At 70.4% G+C, this 21,932-nt stretch carries 24 protein-coding genes; 7 read left to right on the plus strand and 17 right to left on the minus strand.

Annotated elements, in window-relative coordinates:
• Nucleotides 1-4: 4 nt before the first annotated feature.
• From G531_RS0100115 to clpS, 5 genes are all read right to left on the minus strand, one after another.
• A complete protein-coding gene (locus tag G531_RS0100115) occupies nucleotides 5-274 on the minus strand; it encodes a hypothetical protein (protein WP_026925689.1) in 270 nt (89 codons plus the stop codon).
• Complete coding sequence (gene feoB / locus G531_RS0100120; RefSeq protein WP_081683689.1) at nucleotides 271-2,319, minus strand: ferrous iron transport protein B; 2,049 nt, start codon at nucleotides 2,317-2,319, stop codon at nucleotides 271-273. The genes G531_RS0100115 and feoB overlap by 4 nt, the downstream gene beginning before the upstream one ends.
• Nucleotides 2,306-2,569, minus strand: a complete 264-nt coding sequence (locus tag G531_RS19340; RefSeq protein ID WP_145978727.1) for a FeoA family protein — start codon at nucleotides 2,567-2,569, stop codon at nucleotides 2,306-2,308. The genes feoB and G531_RS19340 overlap by 14 nt, the downstream gene beginning before the upstream one ends.
• A 66-nt stretch (nucleotides 2,570-2,635) precedes the next feature.
• Nucleotides 2,636-3,214 (minus strand): DUF2017 domain-containing protein, encoded by a 579-nt coding sequence (locus G531_RS0100130; RefSeq protein WP_162143124.1) that lies wholly within the window; start codon nucleotides 3,212-3,214, stop codon nucleotides 2,636-2,638.
• A 2-nt stretch (nucleotides 3,215-3,216) separates the two neighbouring features.
• A complete protein-coding gene (clpS, locus tag G531_RS0100135) occupies nucleotides 3,217-3,531 on the minus strand; it encodes an ATP-dependent Clp protease adapter ClpS (RefSeq protein ID WP_051214812.1) in 315 nt (104 codons plus the stop codon).
• 102 nt (nucleotides 3,532-3,633) lie between these two features.
• On the opposite strand from clpS, the gene G531_RS0100140 reads away from it, so the two are divergent.
• The 3 genes from G531_RS0100140 to G531_RS0100150 are packed head-to-tail and all read left to right on the plus strand — an operon-like array spanning nucleotide 3,634 to nucleotide 6,165.
• Complete coding sequence (locus G531_RS0100140) at nucleotides 3,634-4,971, plus strand: nicotinate phosphoribosyltransferase (RefSeq protein WP_035756578.1); 1,338 nt, start codon at nucleotides 3,634-3,636, stop codon at nucleotides 4,969-4,971.
• Nucleotides 4,968-5,585 (plus strand): isochorismatase family protein, encoded by a 618-nt coding sequence (locus G531_RS0100145; RefSeq protein WP_026925694.1) that lies wholly within the window; start codon nucleotides 4,968-4,970, stop codon nucleotides 5,583-5,585. Before G531_RS0100140 ends, G531_RS0100145 begins: the two co-directional genes overlap by 4 nt.
• On the plus strand, nucleotides 5,578-6,165 hold the full coding sequence (locus tag G531_RS0100150; RefSeq protein ID WP_026925695.1) for an antibiotic biosynthesis monooxygenase: 588 nt from the start codon (nucleotides 5,578-5,580) through the stop codon (nucleotides 6,163-6,165). Before G531_RS0100145 ends, G531_RS0100150 begins: the two co-directional genes overlap by 8 nt.
• 3 nt (nucleotides 6,166-6,168) lie before the next feature.
• Here G531_RS0100150 and malQ read toward each other — a convergent pair whose 3' ends face one another.
• From malQ to G531_RS0100165, 3 genes are all read right to left on the minus strand, one after another.
• Nucleotides 6,169-8,454, minus strand: a complete 2,286-nt coding sequence (gene malQ, locus G531_RS0100155; RefSeq protein ID WP_245630502.1) for a 4-alpha-glucanotransferase — start codon at nucleotides 8,452-8,454, stop codon at nucleotides 6,169-6,171.
• A 96-nt stretch (nucleotides 8,455-8,550) separates the two neighbouring features.
• On the minus strand, nucleotides 8,551-9,234 hold the full coding sequence (locus tag G531_RS0100160) for an RDD family protein (protein WP_026925697.1): 684 nt from the start codon (nucleotides 9,232-9,234) through the stop codon (nucleotides 8,551-8,553).
• Between the two features lie 9 nt (nucleotides 9,235-9,243).
• Nucleotides 9,244-10,224, minus strand: a complete 981-nt coding sequence (locus tag G531_RS0100165; protein ID WP_035756581.1) for a DUF2332 domain-containing protein — start codon at nucleotides 10,222-10,224, stop codon at nucleotides 9,244-9,246.
• Nucleotides 10,225-10,287: 63 nt separating this feature from the next.
• On the opposite strand from G531_RS0100165, the gene G531_RS19345 reads away from it, so the two are divergent.
• Nucleotides 10,288-11,481 carry a serine/threonine-protein kinase gene (locus G531_RS19345; protein ID WP_051214813.1) on the plus strand — a complete coding sequence of 398 codons (1,194 nt, stop codon included), beginning with the start codon at nucleotides 10,288-10,290 and terminating at the stop codon, nucleotides 11,479-11,481.
• A 17-nt stretch (nucleotides 11,482-11,498) separates the two neighbouring features.
• Here G531_RS19345 and G531_RS0100175 read toward each other — a convergent pair whose 3' ends face one another.
• Both G531_RS0100175 and G531_RS19350 read right to left on the minus strand, forming a co-directional pair.
• Complete coding sequence (locus tag G531_RS0100175; RefSeq protein ID WP_081683694.1) at nucleotides 11,499-13,310, minus strand: DEAD/DEAH box helicase; 1,812 nt, start codon at nucleotides 13,308-13,310, stop codon at nucleotides 11,499-11,501.
• 28 nt (nucleotides 13,311-13,338) lie between these two features.
• Complete coding sequence (locus tag G531_RS19350) at nucleotides 13,339-14,700, minus strand: MFS transporter (RefSeq protein ID WP_051214814.1); 1,362 nt, start codon at nucleotides 14,698-14,700, stop codon at nucleotides 13,339-13,341.
• 45 nt (nucleotides 14,701-14,745) lie between these two features.
• Between G531_RS19350 and G531_RS0100185 the strand changes: the two genes are divergently transcribed.
• From G531_RS0100185 to G531_RS0100195, 3 genes are all read left to right on the plus strand, one after another.
• The gene (locus G531_RS0100185; protein WP_306304601.1) at nucleotides 14,746-15,060 is read left to right on the plus strand and encodes a DUF3039 domain-containing protein; all 315 of its coding nucleotides are present in this window, start codon (nucleotides 14,746-14,748) and stop codon (nucleotides 15,058-15,060) included.
• A 4-nt stretch (nucleotides 15,061-15,064) separates the two neighbouring features.
• Nucleotides 15,065-15,574, plus strand: coding sequence for a SixA phosphatase family protein (locus tag G531_RS0100190; RefSeq protein ID WP_026925701.1), 510 nt, complete (start codon nucleotides 15,065-15,067; stop codon nucleotides 15,572-15,574).
• An 87-nt stretch (nucleotides 15,575-15,661) separates the two neighbouring features.
• The gene (locus tag G531_RS0100195; protein WP_026925702.1) at nucleotides 15,662-16,090 is read left to right on the plus strand and encodes an ArsI/CadI family heavy metal resistance metalloenzyme; all 429 of its coding nucleotides are present in this window, start codon (nucleotides 15,662-15,664) and stop codon (nucleotides 16,088-16,090) included.
• A 3-nt stretch (nucleotides 16,091-16,093) separates the two neighbouring features.
• On the opposite strand, the gene ahcY is transcribed toward G531_RS0100195, so the two are convergent.
• From ahcY to G531_RS0100230, 7 genes are read right to left on the minus strand one after another with little or no spacing between them, the layout of a single operon-like run.
• Nucleotides 16,094-17,521, minus strand: coding sequence for an adenosylhomocysteinase (ahcY, locus tag G531_RS0100200; protein ID WP_026925703.1), 1,428 nt, complete (start codon nucleotides 17,519-17,521; stop codon nucleotides 16,094-16,096).
• 18 nt (nucleotides 17,522-17,539) lie between these two features.
• Nucleotides 17,540-18,400: a CPBP family intramembrane glutamic endopeptidase gene (locus tag G531_RS0100205; protein WP_211221733.1), complete on the minus strand. Its 861-nt coding sequence runs from the start codon at nucleotides 18,398-18,400 to the stop codon at nucleotides 17,540-17,542.
• Between the two features lie 17 nt (nucleotides 18,401-18,417).
• The gene (locus G531_RS0100210) at nucleotides 18,418-19,464 is read right to left on the minus strand and encodes an SIS domain-containing protein (RefSeq protein ID WP_026925705.1); all 1,047 of its coding nucleotides are present in this window, start codon (nucleotides 19,462-19,464) and stop codon (nucleotides 18,418-18,420) included.
• Nucleotides 19,461-19,652 carry a Trm112 family protein gene (locus tag G531_RS0100215; protein ID WP_035756587.1) on the minus strand — a complete coding sequence of 64 codons (192 nt, stop codon included), beginning with the start codon at nucleotides 19,650-19,652 and terminating at the stop codon, nucleotides 19,461-19,463. Before G531_RS0100215 ends, G531_RS0100210 begins: the two co-directional genes overlap by 4 nt.
• A 9-nt stretch (nucleotides 19,653-19,661) precedes the next feature.
• A complete protein-coding gene (locus tag G531_RS0100220) occupies nucleotides 19,662-21,032 on the minus strand; it encodes a phosphohexomutase domain-containing protein (RefSeq protein WP_026925707.1) in 1,371 nt (456 codons plus the stop codon).
• A gap of 48 nt (nucleotides 21,033-21,080) precedes the next feature.
• Nucleotides 21,081-21,443: a DUF3499 domain-containing protein gene (locus G531_RS0100225; protein ID WP_026925708.1), complete on the minus strand. Its 363-nt coding sequence runs from the start codon at nucleotides 21,441-21,443 to the stop codon at nucleotides 21,081-21,083.
• Between the two features lie 54 nt (nucleotides 21,444-21,497).
• Nucleotides 21,498-21,911: a metallopeptidase family protein gene (locus tag G531_RS0100230; RefSeq protein WP_245630501.1), complete on the minus strand. Its 414-nt coding sequence runs from the start codon at nucleotides 21,909-21,911 to the stop codon at nucleotides 21,498-21,500.
• Between the last annotated feature and the right edge of the window lie 21 nt (nucleotides 21,912-21,932).

Raw genomic sequence — 21,932 nt, forward strand, 5'->3', positions numbered from 1 at the left:
AAGCTTACCGGCCGCGTACCTTCAGGGTCACCAGGACCGGTCCGGAGGTACCGCACCCGGGCTCGCCGCCGGAGCCCTGGGGGCAGGATCCGCAGCCGCCGCCGGCGCACCCGCCGGTCAGCGCGCCGAGTTCCATCCGGCCGGTGCGGACCAGATGGTCGACCCCGGCCCGCACCACATCGGCGGGCAGGCCGGTGCGCTCCATCACCTCGGGGACGGTGCGGGCTCCGTCGGTGAACGCGGTCAGCACCTGCCGCAGCGGTCCGCCGCTCACCAGAACACCCGACCGATCTGGAAGACCGCGGTCGCCACCAGCCATGCCAGGGACAACTGGACCGCGATCCCGAACAGGGTCCATTTCAGGCCGATCTCCCGTTTCTGGGCGGCCAGGGTGGCCACGCACGGGGTGTAGGCGAGCAGGAAGATCAGGAACGCCCAGACCGCCGGGTAGGGGTGGCCCCCGGAGGATTCGGTGAAGCTGGCGATGATCTGGGTGCCCAGATCGGCGGCCGAACCGCCGGTGGTGGGGTCGCTGACGGCGTACGTCTGGGCCCACGAGGAGATCACCGCCTCCTTGGCCATGAAGCCGACCACCAGGGCCGAGGTGGTCTGCCAGGAGCCGAACCCGGTCGGCTCGAACACCGGGGCGATCGCCTGGGCGGCCACGCCGTACGCCGAATCCTCCACCGCGACCTGGCCGAAGTCGGCGCCCCCGCGGGCCGGGATCGCCTGCAGCGCCCACACGACGCAGACCGCGACCACGATGATTCCCGACGCGGTCTTCAGGAAGCCCTTCAGCCGCTGCCAGGTGACCGCGGCGGTGATCCGCGCGGTCGGCCAGTGGTACGCCGGCAGGTCGATCACCAACGGGCTGGCCCCCATCGTGCGCCACACGGTGTTCTTCAGCAGCAGCCCGACTCCGACCACGAACAGGATCGAGATCAGGTACATCGCGAACACCACCGTGCCGGCGTACTGGCCGAAGAAGGTCGTCGCGACCAGCACATACACCGTCAGCCGGGCCGAACAGGAGGTGAACGGCACCAGCAGCGCGGTCAGCAGCCGATGTTTCGCGTCCGGCAGGATCCGGGTCGCACTGATCGCCGGCACATTGCAGCCGAAGCCGACGATCAGCGGCAGGAACGCCCGGCCGGGCAGCCCGACCGCGCGCATCACCCGATCGGTCACCACCGCCGCGCGGGCCAGGTAGCCCGAGTCCTCCAGGATCGCCAGCAGGACGAACATCAGAGTCATCAGCGGGACGAAGGTCAGCACCATTCCGACCCCGGCGATCAGGCCGTCCACGATCAGCCCGCGCACCCAGGTGTCGCCGAGCCCGATCTGGGTCAGCAGCCAGCCGGCGCCGTCGGAGATCGGTCCGCTGAACAGCCCGCTCAGCGCGTCCTGGATCGGCGCGGCGACGGTGGTGGTGATCTGGAAGACGCACCACATCACCAGCAGGAACAGCACCGGGCCGATCACCGGGGCGGTCGCCCAGCGATCCACCCGGTCGCTCCAGGTCCGCCGGCCCGGATCGGCATGGTGCGTGGACTGCGCCACGACCTCCTCGATCCAGGCGAACCGCTCGTCGTCGATGTCCAACTCGTCGGGCTCGGCGCCGTCCTCGGTGACCGACAGATCCCGGCTCCGCGGGGCCGGCACGGGTCGGCGCAGTTGATCGGCAATCACCTGGGCCAGTTCGCCCATCCCGTTGCGGCGCCGCGGGTCGATCATGAGCACCGGGCAGCCGATCGCCCGGCTCAGGGCCGCGGTGTCGACGGTGATCCCCCGTTGCGCGGCGACGTCGCCCATCGTCAGCGCCAGCACCACGCGGAGCCGGTGCTCGCGCAGTTGGGCGGGCAGGTAGAGGCTGCGGGTCAGGTTCGCCGCGTCGGCGGTCACCACGACCAGATCGGGGCGCTCGGCCGGCGGACAGTCCACCAGCAGGGCCCGGGTCAGGGCCTCATCGGGGGAGATCGGATCCAGGCTGTACGCGCCGGGCAGGTCGAGCAGGGTCCAGCCGGCGGTCTCGGTGGCCGGGCAGGAGCAGTTCTCGGTGCAGGTGCAGCCCTGCGCGGCACAGTCGTGGTCGACGGTGGGTCGCCACGCTCCCCGAGCCACCTCCACGGTGGTCCCCGGCCAGTTGCCCATCGTGACATTCGCCCCGGTCAGGGCATTGAACAGGGTCGATTTGCCCGCATTCGGGGCACCCACCAGAGCGATCACCGGCGCGTCCGGGCCGGCGTCGACGCCGGGTCCCGGGCTGTGGCAGTTGGGGACCGACCCGACCTTGATCGGCAGCGCGTCACTCTGCGTCATCGACGACTTCCTCCACCTCGAGCGCGTCCAACAACTCCCGGCCCAGGGCCAGTCGACCACCGGCGGCCAACACGATCCCACCGCCACCTGCGGTGCGTCGCAGCAGCCGCAATTGTACGCCCCGGCGTACGCCCAGGGCGGCCAGCCGTCGCGCGACCGCGGGATCGGCGTGACACGCAAGCAGGTGCAGTGTCCGGTCCGCCGGGGCGCTGCGCAGGGTCATCGGCGACCCGCTGGAGTTGTTTCCCACTTGCTCAGGGTACGCCCGGATTCAGGTTTGGCTAACCAAACCTGGTGCGACCTGACTCACACTCGGTCACAGAGCCTCGAGCAGGGACTCCTGGCAATAGCCGAGCCATTCGTAGACCGACAACAGGTAGGACCGCGGATCGTCGTCGCGCAACTGGGCCAGTTCGTCCAGCGAGTCGGCGTCGGTGACCCCCAGCCGGGTGGCCACCGCCAGCCGGACCGCGGTCAGCGTACGCAGCCACGCCTGGGTTGCGGTCTCATCGATCTGGACCGGATACCGGCCTCCCTCGGTGGCGGCCAGGTGATCGCGGACCACGTCGGCGTCGGCGAGCTTGCGGGTGCGCTGATCGTGCTCGGTGAACCGCCGGAAGTCGTGGGCGGCCTCCGGGTCATGGGGGTACGCATTGGGAAACAGGCGTTGCAGCACCGGATCCTCCAGCGGCTCGGGATCGGCCGGTTCGGCCGTCAGATCCCGCTCCCACAGCGCGAACGGATCGGCCGTGGCGGGGGTTCCGGGCGCGGCCGGCTCGGGCATCCCGACCCGGATCAGTTCACTGAGCTGGTCGACCAGCGAATCCAGCAGCTTCACCTCGTACTCGCTGAATCGGCACTGCAGCAGCCGGCCGCGTCGCTTGAACTTCTTCACACTCACTCCGCCCGGTCGAGGGTGGCCCACAGGCCGAACTCGTGCATCGCGGTACAGTCCCGCTCCATCTGCTCGCGGCCGCCGGAGGAGACGATCGCCTTGCCGTCATTGTGGACCTCGAGCATCAACCGCTCCGCCTTCTGCCGGGAGTAGTGGAAGTAGGTCACGAACACGTGGGTGACATAGGACATCAGGTTCACCGGATCGTCCCACACGATCGTGACCCAGGGTGTGTGATCGAGTTCGGCGTCGGCGGGCCGCTCGGCGATCGCCGTGCCGCCGGCAGGGGTCACCCCGCCCTCCTGTTCGGACGCCATTGCCCTCGGCGCCATCGCACCACACCTGCCCGATCCAAACATGGCCGCCATTTTATGCCGCACCGCGGACAAGCCCAGCCACCCAACGTCAATAATGTGCACGTGAGCCATTCGTACCCCAGCACTGCCCTGTTGACCGACCAGTACGAGCTGACCATGATCGAGGCGGCCCGGCGCGCCGGCACCGCCGAGCGACGCACCATCTTCGACCTGTTCGGGCGCCGGCTGCCTGAGGGCCGCCGCTACGGCGTGGTCGCCGGGGTGGGCCGCGCCCTCGACGCCATCGAGGCGTTCCGGTTCACCGAGGACGAACTCGGCTTCCTGACCGAACGCCGGGTGATCAGCGACGACACCGCCCACTGGCTGTCCGGGTACCGCTTCACCGGCTCGATCTGGGGCTATCCCGAGGGCGAGATCTACTTCCCGGGGTCGCCCCTGCTGGTGGTCGAGGGATCCTTCGCCGAGGCGGTCGTGCTGGAGACGGTGCTGCTGTCGATCTACAACTACGACTCCGCGGTGGCCTCGGCGGCGTCCCGGATGATCGCGATGGCCAATGGGCGTCCGTGCATCGAGATGGGCTCGCGGCGGACCAACGAGGAGTCGGCGGTGGCTGCCGCGCGGGCGGCGTACGTGGCCGGGTTCGGGTCGACCTCGAACCTGGAGGCCGGCCGCCGGCACGGCATCCCGACCGCGGGGACCGCGGCGCACGCCTTCACCCTGCTGCACGACACCGAGGAGGAGGCCTTCGCCGCACAGTTGGCGGTGCTCGGGGAGGAGACCACGCTGCTGGTGGACACCTACGACGTGGAGCAGGCCGTCCGCACCGCGGTCCGGCTGACCGAGGGCCGGATCGGCGCGGTCCGGCTGGACTCCGGTGATCTGCTGGCGCAGGCCCGCGAGGTACGCGTCCTGCTGGACTCCCTGGGTGCCACCAGGACCCGGATCATCGTGACCTCCGACCTCGACGAATGGCAGTTGGCCGCGCTGGCGAACGCGCCGGTCGACGGCTACGGGGTCGGCACCAATCTGGTCACCGGGTCGGGGCATCCGACCTGCGGGATGGTCTACAAGATGGTTGCCCGTTCCGGGGACGATCCCGCCGGGCCGCTGCAGCCGGTGGCGAAGCGGTCGAAGAACAAGGCGACCGTCGGCGGCCGCAAGTACGCCGTCCGGCGGATCGACGAGGCCGGCCGGGCGGAGGCCGAACTGGTCGGGGTGGACCTGCGCCCCGACGCCGACCGCAACGACCGCGAACTGATGGTCGAACTGGTCCGCGACGGCCGGATCGTCGGCCGCACCGATCTGGAGGCCGCCCGGGAGCGCCACCGGGCCTCCTTCGCCGAGCTGCCGCCGAGCGCGATGAAGATGTCGCGCGGGGAGCCGGTCATCCCGACGCTGTACCTGGGCGAGGACGCCCACTACCCCGGAGCCGAAGCATGAGCCGAGCCCTGATCGTCGTCGACGTGCAACGCGACTTCTGCGAGGGCGGTTCCCTCGCGGTCACCGGCGGCGCCGCGGTCGCCGCCGCCATTTCCGAACTGTTGGGCAGCGACCACGGTTACGACCAGGTGGTCGCCACCCGGGACCACCACATCGATCCCGGTGACCATTTCTCCGCCGACCCCGACTTCGTCGACAGTTGGCCGCCGCACTGTGTGGCCGGCTCCCCCGGTGCGCAGTTCCACGACAACCTGGTCCGGCGCGACTTCGCCGCGGAGTTCGAGAAGGGGCAGTACGCCGCGGCGTACAGCGGTTTCGAGGGGGTCGGTGCGCCGGGCGGGACCGTGGTCGGGCAGTCCCTGGACGCCTGGTTGCGCGACCACGGGGTCACCGCGGTCGACGTGTGTGGGATCGCGACCGATCACTGTGTCCGGGCGACCGCGCTGGACGCGGCCGAGGCGGGGTACGCGACCACCGTCCTGCTGCCGTTGACCGCCGCGGTCTCCCCCGACCGGATTCCGGAGGTCACCGCCGAATGGGCGGCGGCCGGCATCGCGATCGACACCGGGGCCATTGATGACCAGGAAACCGACGAAGAGGACAACGATGACTGAGCCCGCCCAGAAGCCGCCCGCGGTCACCCGGATCGCGCGTCGGCGCGCGTTGCCCGGCCAGGAGGAGGCGTACGAGGACGACGTGCGCGAGATGTTCGCCCTGATGAAGAAGCATCCCGGTTTCTGCGCCGCCGAGCTGATCCCGCCGGCCGAACCGGGGGGTGACTACCAGGTGGTGGTGAACTGGGATTCCGAGGCCCAGCTGGCCGAGTGGGACGACTCGGCCGACCGGCACGCGATTCTGCAGCAGATGAAGGCCCACGCCGAGGGTGAGCCGGAACACCGCCGGCTGTCCGGCCTGGAGGCCTGGTTCGAGGGCCCGGTGGTGCCCGCGTCGATGAAGCCGCCGCGGGCCCGGATGGCGGTGGTCACCTGGATGGGGATCTGGCCGCTGGCGTCGCTGTTCATCTACTTCCTGACCCCGATCTGGAACCGGATCGGGCTGCCCTTCCTGGTGGGCACCGCGATCAACGTGGCACTGATCGTGATCTGCATGACCTGGATCGTGGCGCCCCGGTTGACCCGGTGGATGCAGTGGTGGCTGGTGCCGAAGAAGAAGGGCGAGCCGAAGCAGGCGTGAGGTTCAGCCCTGCAGCCGGGTCTTCACCCGGTCCAGCAGGGCGGCGGCCCGGTCGTCGGTGAACACCTGTTCCAGTGCCATCGGCCGCTGGTCGGGGCCGGCGAGCGGGACCCGCCAGTTCGGGTACTGCCAGCTGGTGCCCGGCTGGTTCTGCGTACGCAGGTCCCCGACCGCGTCCGGCAGCGCGATCCCGAGCATCCGGGCGTCGGTGGTGGTGAGGAAGTCGTGCAGTGCGCGGACCACCGCGTCGGGGCCGGGATCGGTCCCCAGCAGGCCGGCGCGGACCAGCTGGTCGATCCACAGTTGCCGTTCGGCCCGGGCTCGGTCCAATTCCTGGTCCAGAGGTTCGGTCAGCATCCCGAGCCGATGCCGCAGCCGGACATGGGCGCCGGCCAGGTAGCCCGCGGTCGGCGGCAGGTCATGGGTGGTCACCGAGGCCAGGCAGTACTCCCGCCAGCGCTCGGCCGGCAGCGGGTCACCGTGCTCGTCGGCCTCGAACCACAGGATCGAGGTGCCGAGAATGCCGCGCCCGGCGAGGTAGTCGCGGACCCAGGGCTGGACCGTGCCGAGATCCTCCCCCACCACCAGGGCGCCGGCGCGCTGGGCCTCCAGCGCGAGGATGCCGATCAGGGCGGTGTGGTCGTAGGTGACGTAGGTGCCGTGGGTCGCGGCCATCCCGCGCGGCACCCACCACAGCCGGAACAGGCCGATGATGTGGTCGACCCGCAGTCCGCCGGAGTGGCGCAGGATCGAGCGAAACATGTCGCGATAGACGGCGTACCCGGTCTCGGCCAGCCGGTCCGGGCGCAGCGGCGGCTGCCCCCAGTCCTGGCCGAGCTGGGAGTACTGGTCCGGCGGGGCTCCGACCCCGATCCCGGCAGCGAACTGGTCGTCCAACGCCCAGGCATCGGCGCCGGCCGGATTGACCCCGACCGGCAGGTCGTGCACGATGCCGAGCCCCATGCCGGCATCCAGCGCGGCGGCCTGGGCGCTGCGCAGTTGCTCGTCCAGGCACCACTGCAGCCAGCAGAAGAACTCGATCTCCTCGGGATGCTCGGCGCGGAACCGGGTTACCGCCGCACCGCCGACGGCGCGGTACTCATCGGGCCATTCCCGCCAGTCCCGGCCGTACCGCTCGGTGAGGGCCGACCAGGTCGCGAAATCGGAGAGGCCCGGTCCCTGCCGGGCACAGAAGGCGTCGAAGGCGATCCGGCGCCCCGGCGTGAGCCCGGCGGCGTAGACAATCTCCAGTGCCTGTCGCTTGGCGTACCAGACCGAATCCCGATCGATCACGTCCCGCCCGCCGACCTTCTCCTCGAGGTCGGCCCGCAGCGCACGCACCCGGATCAACGAATCGGGGTGGAGGTAGGCGTACTCGGCGATGTCCTCGACCCGCAGGTAGAGCGGGTTGAAGAAGCGGCGGCTGGTCGGGTAGTACGGCGACGGCTCGACCGGCAGACCCGGTTCGGCGGCACACAGCGGATTGACCAGGACGTAGTCGGCCCCGTGCCGGGCGGCCGACCAGACCGCCAACTGGGCCAGGTCGGACAGGTCACCCACTCCCCAGGAGCCGCCCGAGCGTACGCTGTAGAGCTGCGTGTTCAGCCCCCAGAACCGGCGCCGACCCAGTTTCTCGGGAATCCCCAGCCACTGCGGGGTCACGATCAGGGGGGCCGTGGCGGTCTGCTCCCCGCAGGTCGCGCGCAGCGTGTGATAGCCGGTCGGCATTCCCTCGGGCAGCCGGAAGGAGGCCTCCCCGATCCGGTGGCCGTCGATCTCGCGGTCCTCGGCCCAGTTGTCGATCTGGGCCACCGCGGCCCCGCCGCCGGTTTCGAATTCGACCCGGACGTCGACCGCGGCACCGGCGGGGACGTGCACCTCGAAGGTGACCGCGGCGGTGTCGGTGGTGATCACGGTGGGCGGGAGCAGCCGGCGCCAGGCCCGGATGCGGACCTCGGCCAGGGCGGACGCGATCGCGGCCGGGGAGCCGGCTTCGACGTCGAGGGCCCGCAGCACCGCGATCAGGGTCGGTGCGCCGACCACGGTGGGATTGTTCTTCCAGTCGACGAACTCGGTGGCGACCCCGTAGTGCCCGGCCAGCTCACGCAACTCCGGGCTCGGCGGCACCGGCTGCGCCGCGGGCGGCGGGACCGGTGCCGGCGTCTGCTCGCCGGTCACCACGCTCGCGATCCCGGGAGCGCCGGGGTCGACCTCGACCCAAGCGGCCTCGGTGACCTCGGGAGCCGGCATCGGCTCGGGGTGGGGACGCGGGTCCGGAGCAGGGTTCACGAAAGCCTCACTGAGAGATCGGGGTCATCGGGGGCACCACGGGCAACAGCCTCACGGGAAATATAGCGACGCCGGCGGACAGTTTCCCGGCAGGAATCACCCGCGTCGGATCACCACGGTGCGACCGGCCAGATCGTGCAGGGTCTGCCGTTTCCGGTTGCCGAGCGCCCAGAGGAAGTCGATCAGCGGGAACAGGAAGTACAGCGCCCCGAACCGCGCGATCGCGGCGACCAGGGCGCGCAGGAACGCGCCACCGAACCCGACCGCTCCGGGGGCCGCTGCCGAGCCGGTCACTCGCAGGCGCAGCAGCTTCTTGCCCGGCGTCCACCCGAATCGGGCCACGAAGAGGGTGTCGTAGAGCAGGAACAGGACGAACCACAGGCCCATCATCACCATCGAGGCCGTACGGAAGGACTCCGGCGGATCGGGCAGGCTGGTCGCCCCGGCCCGGACCGCCTCCAGCACCTGGTTCGAGTACGCCACATTCGCCTCGGCGAACCCCGGCAGCAGGGAGAACAGCACCCCACCCAGCGCCAGGTACAGCAGCAACACGAGCAGGTCGTCCAGCACCCGGGCCACCAGCCGGGCGCCGATGCCGCCGTACCCGGACTCCCCCGCGGGTTCCGCGCCCGGCGTACGCTCCCGGACCTCGCGGGACCAGGTCAGGGAGTCCCAGTACCGTTCCCGCCGGGCGTCCAGCGGGTCGGCGTACCAACCGGGCGGGGCGGCGTGCCGCCCCGGGGGAACCGGAGGGGTGCCGACGGGGATCTGTTCGCTCACCGTCCCAGCCTAGGGCGCCAGCCAGTGCACCCGCTCCCCGTGCCAGCCGGCGCGGGCGAGCGGGTGCCCGTCAAGGGCGAGCAGAGTGCCCGGTGGCCCGGACCAGCCGTCGGCGGGCACCCGGTCGGCGATCCGACCGATCGCCCGCTCCCCCTCCAGCGACACCCAGTGCACCGGCAGGGACTCGATCAGGTCGCACAGCCGATCCCGGTCCTCCCGCGGCAGGTACATCGCGGTGAACGAATGCAGCACCACCGGGGTCAGCCCGGCCGGTACCTGCGCGACCGCCGTCGGCAACATCTCCAGCGCCTCGCCGCGGATCCGCGGCGGCGGCTGCGCGGCAGCGATCGCCAGGGCGGCGTGCAACCGGCGCTGCCGCTCGTCCTGGTCGGGCCACACCAGCGATTCCAACCAGCGGGCGTCCGCGGGGTCAGCCGGGTCCAGCGGGTTGCGATCCACCCCCAGCCGCCAGGCCACCTCGGGGCGGGCGTACGCCGGGCCGGACCCCGACACCACGCACTCCAGCACCGGCTCCCCGGGCAGTTCGGCCACCGTACGCCCGGCCCGGTCGCTCCAGCGGTACCCGTACCGGTCCGGGAGCAGGCACAGCCCGGCCGAGGACCCTACCTCGATCAGCGCGAGCGGTCCCGGGAGGGCGGCCAGGACCGGGGCGAGCACCGCACAGCGGCCCGCCTCGTTGGTCTGGGTCTCCCGTTGCAGGATCAGCTCGCGGACCGGCGTCCAGTGCTCGGCGATCCACCCGGACAGGTCCGGGCCCGGCTGCAGCGGCGCCTCGAAGTAGCGCAGCGCGGCCAGGAAGAGATTGGGTTGGCGTTTCATTCCGGGCAGCGTGTCGAGCAGTTCCAGGACCGGATCGGTCTCCGCGATCCACGACGAAACCCCTTGCCAGGTCGGAGATGACCGAGCCTCCTCGGCGAACCGGCGGTAGAGCGCGGCCACCGGTGCCGCCGCGAAGTAGTGTCCGGGCATAGGCTTCAGGCTACGGAACGATCCGGCGGAATTGGCCGTCGGACTGACACAATGATGCTCACTATGGAAAAAATCGGTCGCTATCGCTTGACCCGTCGCCTCGGCTCGGGTTCGTTCGCGACCGTCTGGCTCGGCCACGACGACGATCTGGATGTTCCGGTCGCGGTCAAGGTCCTGGCGGAGAACTGGGCCGACAACGACGACGTGCGGGGCCGGTTCCTCGGCGAGGCGAAGTTGATGCGTCGCATCCACGATGAGCGGTTGGTCCGGGTCTACGACATCGGCTCGCTGGCCGACACCCGGCCGTACTTCGTGATGGATTACTGCAATGGGGGTTCGCTGAACGATCTGCGGCAGTTCCCGCGCTCGCTGCCCGAAACCCTGCGGCTGTGTGCCGAGGGCTGCCGGGCCCTGCACACCCTGCACACCAACGGGGTGATCCACCGCGATGTGACCCCCGGGAACCTGCTGTTGCACATCGAACAGTCCGGGATCACCCGGGTGAAGGTCGCCGATCTGGGGGTGGCCAAGCAGATGATGGATCAGGCCGGCGCCACGATGACCGCCGGCACCCCGGCGTACATGGCACCGGAGCAGGCGATGGGCGAGAAGCTCGACCCGCGCGCCGACATCTACGCGATGGGCTGCGTGATGTACGCCGTCCTCACCGGTCGACCGCCGTTCCAGATCCGCAATCTGACCGATCTGTTGCGGCGCAATCCGCAGGATCGCCCCGAGCCGCTGCCGGCCCGACTGAACGCGCCGCCGGCGCTGGAGGGCCTGATGACCGCTGCGGTCTCCCATGACCCGGCGCGTCGCCCGCCGACCGCGCTGGCGATGGCGGAGGCCATCGAACGGATCCTGGATCATCAGCCCGACCCCGCCGATGTACCCACGACCCATCGCAATCGGATTCCGCCGGTCGCCTCCTCGGCACCCTCGGCTCCCTCTGCCCCGTCGGTGCCGCCGGCCGCGTCGCTGCCCTCGGCCCCGTCGATGCCGCCCAGCGCGGAGGCCAATCCGTTCGCCGCCCCGGGTACGCCGCAATCGTACGGGGCCGCGACCGGGTCGCCGTTTGCGCAGCAGCAGGTCCAACCGTTCGTCGGGTTCACCCCGACGATGACGCCGCGCTCGGTGATCGAGCCGCAGCCTGAGTCGGACCAGCGGACGTCCGGGGTCTTCTGGGCGCTGATGGGCCTGATCGCGATCCTGGTCTTCGCTGCCGCGCTGTTGATCACCCTGGCCATCGTCGGCTGAGTGGGCGCTTCCTGACCCTAGTGGCGCTTGAGGGCCCACTCCCGGATCAGGTCGATCCGCGCCTGTAACTGGGCCTCGTCGGCGGCGGCCGAGGGTGGTCCGCCGGTGGATTCGACCAGCTTGTTGTGGATCACCCCGTGCGGCAGGTCGGTGCGATGGTGCCAGGCGGCGACCAGCCCGTTCAGTTCCTTGCGCAGGGCGCGCAGCCGCTGGTGGGTGGCCTGCCCGACGCTGCGCTGTTCGGCCGGCGGTTTGGCCTGCTCGCGCCGCAACTGCTCGGCCTGGCGCTGGCGCAGCGCGGCCTTGACCTCCTCGGGATCCAACAGCCCGGGCAGGCCGAGGAAGTCGAGCTCCTCCTCCGACCCGGCCATCGCCTGCAGCCCGAAGTCGTCCCCGTCGTAGACGACCTTGTCGAAGTCGGCCTCGGAGGCCAGGGCGGTGAACGAGCCCTCCTCGAGGTCGGCGTCGGGCGTGTTTCGCTCGGTCGCGGCCTGCTCGAGCAGCAGCTCGGACTCCTCCTGCGCGGTCCGGGTCTTCAGCACGTGGTCGCGCTGCACCTCCATCTCGGAGGCGAAGCCGAGCAGGTTGGACACGCTCGGCACGAACACCGACGCGGTCTCCCCCTTGGTCCGGGCCCGGACGAAGCGGCCGACCGCCTGGGCGAAGAACAGCGGGGTCGCGGTGGTGGTGGCGTACACCCCGACCGCGAGGCGGGGCACGTCGACGCCCTCGGAGACCATCCGGACAGCGACCATCCAGCGGGCGTCGGAGTCGGCGAACTGCTGGATCTTCTTCGAGGCCTGTTTCTCATCCGAGAGCACCACCGTCGGCTGGGTCCCGGTGATCCCCTTCAGGATCCGTGCGTACGCCCGGGCGTGCTCCTGATCGGTGGCGATCACCAGCCCGCCGGCATCGGGTACGCCGCGGCGTACCTCGGCCAGGCGTTTGTCGGCGGCGTTGAGCACCGCGGGGATCCAGGCACCGTGCGGATCGAGGGCGGTGCGCAGGGCCTGGGACTGGATGTCCTTGGTCAGCGGGGTCCCGAGCCGGGCGTGGATCTCGTCGCCGGCCTTGGTCTTCCACTGCATGTCCCCGGAGTAGGCCAGGAAGATCACCGGGCGGACGATTCCGTCGGCCAGCGCCTCGCCGTAGCCGTAGGAATAGTCCGCGGCCGAGCGCAGCCCGCCCTGGCCGTCGGGTTCGTAGCGGACGAACGGGATCGGGTTCGCATCGGAGCGGAACGGGGTACCGGTCAGCAGCAGCCGGCGCCGGGCGGGTTCGAAGGATTCCCGGACCGCCTCGCCCCAACTGAGGGCATCGCCGGCGTGGTGCACCTCGTCCAGGATCACCAGGGTGTTGTGCTGCTCCACCCGGATCCGCATCGCCAGTGGGTTGGTCGCGACCCCGGCGTACGTCATCGCGACGCCGTGGAACTCGCGGGAGTGCCGCCCCTGCTGGGCCCCGAAGTTGGGGTCGATCGCGATCCCGACCCGGTCGGCGGCGTTGGCCCACTGGGTCTTCAGATGCTCGGTCGGGGCGACGATGCAGATCCGGTCGATGATCCGGCGCTGCAGCAGATCCTGGGCCACCGTCAGCGCGAAGGAAGTCTTGCCCGCGCCCGGGGTGGCCACGGTGAGGAAGTCCTTCGGGCTCTCGGCGCGGTAGAGCTGCAGCGCCGCGGCCTGCCAGGCCCGCAGGTTCTGGGCGGTGCCCCAGGCGGCCTTCTGCGGGAAGGCCGGGGAGAGGCCCTTGCCCTTGGTCCGCAGGTCCGGGACGTCGTTGAAGAGGTCTCCTGCGTACTCATCGGACTGGCTGCTCACTGGCCCCATGGTAGGCGACCGGGCCCAGCGCCCCGGCTCAGTCCCGAACCACCCCGATCCGCAGACTCGCCGCCACCGCGGCGAGCGCGACCAGGCACAGCGCGGCCAGGGTGAGGGCGAACATCGGTCCGATCGCGAGCCGGGGCAGGGCCCAGGCGAACAGTGTTCCGGCCAGCGCGGTGACCAGGCTGGTGCCCAGCGCCTCGGCCGACTGCAGGGAGGCGTTGTTGCGGCCCTGCTGGGCGGTCGGCGACAGCGTCATCACCGCCAGCCCGGTACTGGCGGTGGCCAGGCCCATCCCGAACCCGCCGCAGGTCCAGGCCAGGGCGGCCAGCCACGGCCACCAGTCGAAGGCCGCCTGGGCGGCGACCAGCCCGATCGCGACCACGATCGCGGCGGCGCCGACGGTGATCAGTTGATTGCGGGTCAGCGGTACCCAGGTGCGGGCCTGCAGCCACGACCCGACGAACCAGCCGATCGACCCGACGGTCAGGATGATCCCGGCCTGCAGTGGGGTCAGGTCCCCCTGCCGCTGCAGCATCAGCGGGATGAACGATTCCGCCCCGAAGAAGGCCCCGGCGAACAGGGCCCGGGACCAGATCACCGCCGGAATCCCGGCCGCCACCCGCCAGAATCCGGTCGGCATCATCCGGGTCAGCGCCGCCACCAGTCCCCCCGCTCCGGCGATCGCGGCCAGCACCGCCGGCACCGTCAGCGCTACGCCGAGTCGTTGCCCGGCGTACTGCAGCGCGATCACCGAGGCGACCAGGACCAACCCGATCCAGACCGCGACCGGGGTGGCCCCCTCCTCGACGCCCAGCGCCCCCTCGCGGGTGAGGCGGATCAGCGCGGGCGTGATCAGGACGGCCGCGATCACCACCAGCGGCACGATGCCCAGGAAGACCCAGTGCCAGGACCAGGTGCCGCTCACCGCGGCGGCGATCGGCGGCCCGACGAACCCGGGGACCACCCAGGCTGCGGAGATCCAGGTCATCATCACCGCCCGCTGCGGTCCCTCGTACGCCCGGGCGACCACCACGTACATCGCGACGTTGAACGATCCCGACCCCAGGCCCTGGACGAACCGGCCCAGCAGCAGCACGGTCATCACCGGGGCCAGGCCGGCCACCAGCAGGCCGGCGGTGAATACGAGCAGACCGGCGTAGAGCGCCGGGGTCGGACCGGCCCGGTCGGCGACCCGGCCGGCGGTGATGTTGCCGAGCAGACTGCCGGCCATGAACAGGCTGAACGACCACGCGTACCAGGCGACCCCGTTCAGATCGGTGGCCACGGTCGGCATCACGGTGGCGACCGCGATGGCCTCGAAGGCGGTCGCGAACACACCCGCGAACAGGCCCAGGGTGAGGGCACGATGGTCCGTCCGGGGGTCGTTGGGCATAGTCGTCACAGTAGCCGTCCTGGATCCGGCAGGTAGACTGCGCGTGTGAGCACATCCGTCAGCCCGAACCTGTCCACCACGCAGCCGCTGGGGCGTACCGAGACGATCGTCGAGGAGCGCACCGAGTATCGCTACGAGGAAGGCGACCATGAGCGCTTCTCGCACTATGTGCCCAAGGACAAGCTGACCGAGGCGATGGTGATGGGTACGCCGGTGGTCGCGCTGTGCGGCAAGGTCTGGGTGCCTTCGCGCAACCCCGATCGGTTCCCGGTCTGCCCGCAGTGCAAGGAACTGTGGCAGAGCATGAAGCCCGGCGGCGATGACGGCAAGGGTGGCGACAAGGGCAGCGACGGGCAGTGACGCCGTGGCGCGCACGCTGATCGCGATGCGGCACGCCAAATCGTCGTGGGCCGAGCATCTGCCCGACCATGACCGACCGCTGGCGGCCCGCGGCCGCCGCGACGGGGTGGCCGCCGGCAACTGGCTGGCGAGCCGAGGACTCCACCCGGATCTGGTGCTGTGTTCGGGCGCAGTCCGCACCCGGCAGACCTGGGAGCGGGTGTACGCCGGTGGCGTCCGCGCCGGGACCGTGGAATACACTGACGCGCTGTACGACGCCGATCCGGCGGAGGTGCTGACGTTGCTGCGCCGGGTCCCCGACACCGTGCAGACGCTGCTGGTGATCGGTCACAACCCCACGACCGAGCAGTTGGTGGCCCGCTTGGCCCGCGGCACCGGGAACCCCGACTGGTGGGCGTCAATGGCCCGCAAGTTCCCGACGTCGGCGATCGCGGTGCTCGAGGTCCCCGGCTCGTGGGCCGAGTTGGCACCGGGTCGCGCGAACCTCAGCTGCTACGAGGTTCCCCGCGGCTGAACCGTCAGCAGCACCCGAGGGTCCCGACCTAGTACTTTGATGTATGTCGAAACTGATCTGGGTTCGACGGACCGGAAGGACCCCTGGATGTCCCGTCTCCAACTTGCCCTGAATGTGGCCGACCTCGATGCGGCGATCGCGTTCTACGGGGCGTTGTTCGGCACCGAGCCGGCCAAGCGCCGACCGGGGTACGCCAACTTCGAGATCGCTGATCCCCCGCTGAAGCTGGTGCTGTTCGAGGATGCCGAACAGACCGGGACGCTGAATCATCTCGGGGTCGAGCGCGCCAGCGTGGCGGAGGTCCACGCCGAGAGCCGACGTCTGCGCGAGAGCGGAGTCGCGGTGGAACTGCCGGCCGACGAGGAGTGCTGCCACGCGTACCAGAACAAATTCTGGGTCACCGGCCCCGACGGTCAGCGGTGGGAGAACTATGTGGTGCTCGCCGACTCGACCCCCGAACTCGAGGGCCTGCGGGTCCTGCCCACCGCCGACGGCACCTGCTGCACGACGGCGTAGCCGTCAGTAGCGGTAGCTGTCGGGCTTGAACGGACCTTCCACCGGCACCCCGAGGTAATCCGCCTGCTTCTGGGTCAGCGTGGTCAGGCGTACGCCCAGGGACCCAAGGTGCAGCCGGGCGACCTCCTCGTCCAGGTGCTTGGGCAGCACGTAGACCCCGGTCGGGTACTGCTCGGGCTTGGTCCACAGCTCGATCTGGGCCAGCACCTGGTTGGTGAAGGAGTTCGACATCACGAAGCTGGGGTGACCGGTGGCGTTGCCCAGGTTCAGCAGCCGGCCCTCGGACAGCACCAAAATCGCGTGCCCGTCGGGGAAGCGCCACTCGTGCACCTGCGGCTTGATCTCGATCCGCTCGACCCCGGGCAGCGCGGCCAGACCGGCCATGTCGATCTCGTTGTCGAAGTGACCGATGTTGCCGACGATCGCCTGGTGCTTCATCTGCGCCATCTGTTCGGCGCTGATCACATCGAGGTTGCCGGTGGCGGTGATGAAGATGTCGCCCAGCCCGATCACCTCGGCCAGGGTCGCGACCTGGTAGCCGTCCATCGCGGCCTGCAGCGCACAGATCGGGTCGATCTCGGTCACGATGACCCGGGCGCCCTGCCCGGACAGCGACTCCGCACAGCCCTTGCCGACATCGCCGTAGCCGCACACGACCGCGACCTTGCCGCCGATCAGCACGTCGGTGGCGCGGTTGATCCCGTCGATCAGCGAGTGGCGCACGCCGTACTTGTTGTCGAACTTGGACTTGGTCACCGAGTCGTTCACATTGATCGCCGGGAACAGCAGCGCCTGGTCGCGCGCCATCTCGTTGAGCCGCAGCACGCCGGTGGTGGTCTCCTCGGTCACCCCGCGGACCGCCGCGGCGAGCGCGACCCAGTCGGTCCGCTGCTCGGCGAGGTTGCCGCGCAGCAGGTCCAGAATGACCCGGTACTCCTCGGAATCGTCCTCGGTCGGCTCCGGCACCGCGCCGGCCTTGGTGAACTCGACCGCCTGGTGCACCAGCAGAGTGGCGTCCCCACCGTCGTCCAGGATCATGTTCGGCTGGCCACCGTCGGGCCAGTTCATGATCTGCTCGGCACACCACCAGTACTCCTCGAGGGTCTCGCCCTTCCAGGCGAACACCGGGACCCCGGCCGGGGCGTCCGGCGTACCGTTGCCGACCACGATCGCGGCGGCGGCGTGGTCCTGGGTGGAGAAGATGTTGCAGGAGGCCCAGCGGACCTCGGCCCCGAGCGCGGTGAGCGTCTCGATCAGCACCGCGGTCTGCACGGTCATGTGCAGGGATCCGGCGATCCGGGCGCCGGCCAGCGGCTTGCTGTCCCCGAAGCGATCCCGCATCGCCATCAGGCCGGGCATCTCGTGCTCGGCCAGGGTGATCTCCTTGCGTCCGAAGTCGGCCAGGGAGAGGTCAGCAACGCGAAAGTCCATGGCGGCAAGCCTAGTAAGTCAGTAGATGAAGATCGGCAGCATCTCGGGGTGGCGGGCGTGCACGATGGACAGGAACACCACCGCGTCGAACAGCAGGTGGACGCACAGCACGTACAGCAGCGACCGGGTCCGCCGGAACAGGTACGCCTGGAGCAGCGCGAACGGGGCGGTCAGGAACGGTCCCCAGGCCTGGTAGCCGAGCTCCCACAGGAAGCTGACGAATATGATCGCCTGCAGCAGGTTCGCCGCCCAGAAGCTGAAGTGCCGCGAATAGAGCGCGAAGATCGTGCAGATGAAGAAGAACTCGTCCCAGGAGCCGACGAAGTTCACCCCGACGAAGAACCGCAGCACCTCGGTCCAGTCGGCCAGTGGCGGCCAGTTCAGATAGGTGCCGCTGCGTACGAAGTAGAACGGCAGCACCAGCCAGCCGATCGCCGGGACCGCGATCAGGTACGCCCACATCCCTCGGGTCCACTTCTCCCCCGACAACCACTGGAAGCGGACCGCATGGTCGCCGTACCCGAACCGGGACAGCAGATAGGGCATCGCGACCGCCAGCGCCAGGACCGTGCCGAGCAGGGCCATGTTCGCCCAGGAGACGTTGGCCCGCACCGACACCGTGGAGACGATGATCAGCCCGACCCCGATCAACAGCAGGTCGCGCAGCAGCACCCGATCCAGCCAGACGCAGGTGACGATCGCCGCGGCCAGCACCGCGTACCCGACCGGCGCCCACTCCAGCGCGAACAGAAAGAACGCCGACCCCGACATCAGCGTCGCCGGGATCAGCGACCGGGACAGCCCCGGCCGGCGCGGGACCAGACCGTGCGGATCGGTGATGCTGGCCGTCCGATCGACGACTTCTTCCACGCGGTCCACGGCGCCTCCCGGTCGGCTCAGGAGTCGGGGAACCCCGGCAGGAACCCGGTCCGTCCCAGCCCGATGCCCAGGTACGCCACGGCGAACAGCCCGGAGTGCAGCAGGTAGGCGTACCGCTCGAGCTCGTCGCCGTCGGTGTGGCTGATCGGGCAGACCCGGACCTCGTGCTGGTCGGCGGTGTTGACCAACCGGTTGCGGGCCACCCGGACCAGGTCTCCCCCGTTCCCGTCGTCGAGCACGATCAGCACCGGGCGCCGGTCCTGGGGGCCGTCCTCGAACGGGTCGGCGAACAGATCACGCCGCTCGGCCGCCTCGATCAGCGGAAGCAGCGCATCGGCGTCCGCGGCCAGCGCCGGCCGGCCGGTCGCCTGACGCAGCCCCTCGGCGACCCGGCGCGCGGCACGGGCGGCCAACACCGACCCGCCCCAGACCAGGGGTTCCGCGTCGGCCAGGGCGACCGCGAGTTCCTTGGCCGGGTTCACCGACAGGTCGCGGTACGGGCTGCAATCCTCGGAGATCAGGTCGACGGTCTCGGCGACGTGCTGCGCGGTCACCTCCGGCCCCAGTCCCACCCGGGCCAGCGCCTCCAGCATCACCAGCGCGGCGGCCATCGGGTCGGCGCTGCCGGTGGGCAGCAGCGTGGTGCTGCGCGAGGCGGTGTAGTCCACGATCATCGAGTTCTCGGGGCAGGCCAGCAGCACGTGCGCGCCCCGGCGGACAGCCTCGCGGACGGTGACCACCAGGTCGGGCGTCCCGCCCTCCGGCGCGAGGACGACCACCACATCGAGCGCCCCGACCCAACCGGGCAGCCCGGGCGCGGGCCAGGCGACGAACGGCACCGGGCAGGTCGGCTCCAGCACCGCGCGGATCAGCCGGGCCTCGGACCCGACCGCGATCACCGCGCGGGGCCGTTCCACGCCGAGGGCCGCGATCGTCTCGGCGGAGCGTTCGGCGGCGGTCCGCAGCCGGGCCCCCGCGCCGGCCAGATGCCGCAGCATCGGCTCGGCCCGGGTCAGCCGCTCGCGGTCCTCCAGCCGGGAATCATCGAAGCCGGACTCGCTCATCGCGGCGCTCCGGGGCGGCGGGCGGAATCGATCAGCATGCTCGGCACCTGATCGATCACCGGATAGATCAGGCCGCAGTCGGCACCGGTACAGACCAGTTCGGACCGCTCCGGGTCGACCGCGAGCGCGCTGTGGCAGTTCGGGCAGACCAGGATGTCCAGCAGTTCGGGGGACAACTCGATGCTCATCTGTGCTCCTCAGTTGCCGCGGACCAGGGCGAGGACCTCGTCGCGCAGCGCCTCCATCGTGGACGGTTCCTTGGCCTCGACATTGAGTCGCAGCAGCGGCTCGGTGTTGGAGGGTCGCAGGTTCACCCACCAGGAGTCGCCGGTGATCATCAGCCCGTCGGGGTAGTCGATCTCCCCGCGTCCGGCGAACGCCGCGGCGACCCGCTCGGTGACCACCTTCGCGTCGGCGACGGTGGAGTTGAGTTCACCGGAGGCGGCGTACCGGTCATAGCTGCGGACCAGTTCCGACAGCGGCCCCTCGACCCGGCCGAGCAGGGCCAGCACGTGCAACCCGGCCAGCATGCCGGTGTCGGCGGACCAGAAGTCGCGGAAGTAGTAGTGGGCGGAGTGCTCGCCGCCGAAGATCGCGTTCTCCTCGGCCATCAGCGCCTTGACGTAGGTGTGGCCGACCTTGGAGGTGGCCAGCCGGCCGCCGGCGTCGGCGACGACCTCGGCGACGGTGCGGGAGGTGATGGTGTTGATCACGATCGTGCCGCCGGGTTCGCGCTGCAGTTCCTGATCGGCGATCAGCGCGGTGATCGCCGACGGCGAGACCACCGCCCCGGTCTCGTCGATGATGAAGCAGCGGTCGGCGTCCCCGTCGAAGACCAGCGCCAGGTCGGCGTTGTGCTCGCGGACCGCGGCCTGGGCGTCGCGCAGGTTGCGCGGTTCCAGCGGGTTCGGCTGGTGATTGGGGAAGCTGCCGTCGAGTTCGAAGAACAGCTCGATCAGCTCCAGATCGAGCGAGCCGAGAACCTCGGGAACGGTGTGCCCGGCCATCCCGTTGCCGGCATCGACCACGACCTTGAGCCGGCGGATTCCGGACAGGTCGACCAGGGCGTGCAGGTGCTTGGCGTAGGACTCCAGCAGGTCCTGGTTGCGCAGTTGGCCGTGTCCGGTCGGTGCGGGCTTCGGATCGGCTGCCTCGTACGCGTACGCCTGGCGGGCGATCTCGACCAGCATCTTCGGGGTGATCGGGCGGGCCTCGGCCAGACAGAACTTGATGCCGTTGTAGGAGGCCGGGTTGTGCGAGGCGGTGAACATCGCCCCGGGCACCTGCAGGATCCCGGAGGCGAACCACAGCTCATCGGTGCTGGCCAGGCCGATGTCAACGCAGTTGACCCCGCGGGACATCGCGCCGCGGGCAAAGGCCTCACTCAGCGCGACCCCGGATTCGCGCATGTCGCGCCCCAGGACGAAGGAGCCCCCGCTGCCGGCCACGTCCACGACATCGGCGAAGGCGACACCGAGGGCAAAGGCGCCGTCGGTGTCCCACTGGGCATCCGCGCCCCCGGCCAGGCCGCGGATGTCGTTGGCTTTGAAGATTTCCTGTTTCAGCATCGCCGTTCAGCCTATCCCAGCCGGTCGCGGCCACGCCGCAAACACCGGTTACGCGTCGGGGTCGGCCAGGACGGTCAGATGGCGCCGCCGGGCCAGTTCGACCACCGAGGCCCGCCGCTCCGGCTTGGGTTCGGGGTCGTAGGAGAAGCCGACCTCCCGGACGGCGTCGGCCAGGGCCAGCAGATCGTCGACCGGCGGCGGGGCCGGTTCATCGAGATCCGGCAGCCGGACGACCTCCCACCCGCGGGGCGCGGACAGGTTGTGCGAATGCTCCTCGCACAGGTCGTAGGAACCTGGTTCGTGTCGCAGCGCCAAGGGCCCGAGCACAGCCATCGAGTCGGCGTACACATAGGTGAGCGTCGCGATGGCCCGTCGGGAGCAGCCGGTGCGAGTGCATGCCCTGGGTTTCATCGCCGTCAGGCTACTCCGCGACCCCGGCTCGGTCGGCGGAACCCGCCGCGCGATTCACCAATCGTCTTCCTCGGTGCCGCCCAGGCCGTCGGGGTCGATCTCGTGGACCGGGATCAGGGTGAGCGCGGACAGCTGCTCCACCACCGTTCGGTAGACCAGGATCTGCAGGCCGCGGCGGGTGTGCGCCCGGTGCTCCAGCGGGCGGCGGTAGATCACCAGCCGGGCCGGGCGGTCACTGGTGGCCTCGATCGCCGCGGCCAGCGGGACCCGGTCCTCGTTCCAGTTCCCGGTGAGATCGGGGACGTCCTCGATCCCGATGTCGATCCCGGTCAGCGCCCGCGGACAGTTCTTCTGGATGGTGCGGATCGAGGTCTGCACGGCCTTGCCGAAGAACACCTCGCGGGGTTGCGGCGACAGCGGCCGGGCGGTCGGGCCGTACGCATTGGGCAGGGCCAGCGGTCCGCGCAAGCGGCGTCCGTGCCTGTTCGG

Origin of the sequence: Granulicoccus phenolivorans DSM 17626 = NBRC 107789 = JCM 15570, assembly GCF_000423085.1 — a bacterium.
In the GTDB taxonomy this organism is placed as follows: Bacteria; Actinomycetota; Actinomycetes; order Propionibacteriales; family Propionibacteriaceae; genus Granulicoccus; species Granulicoccus phenolivorans.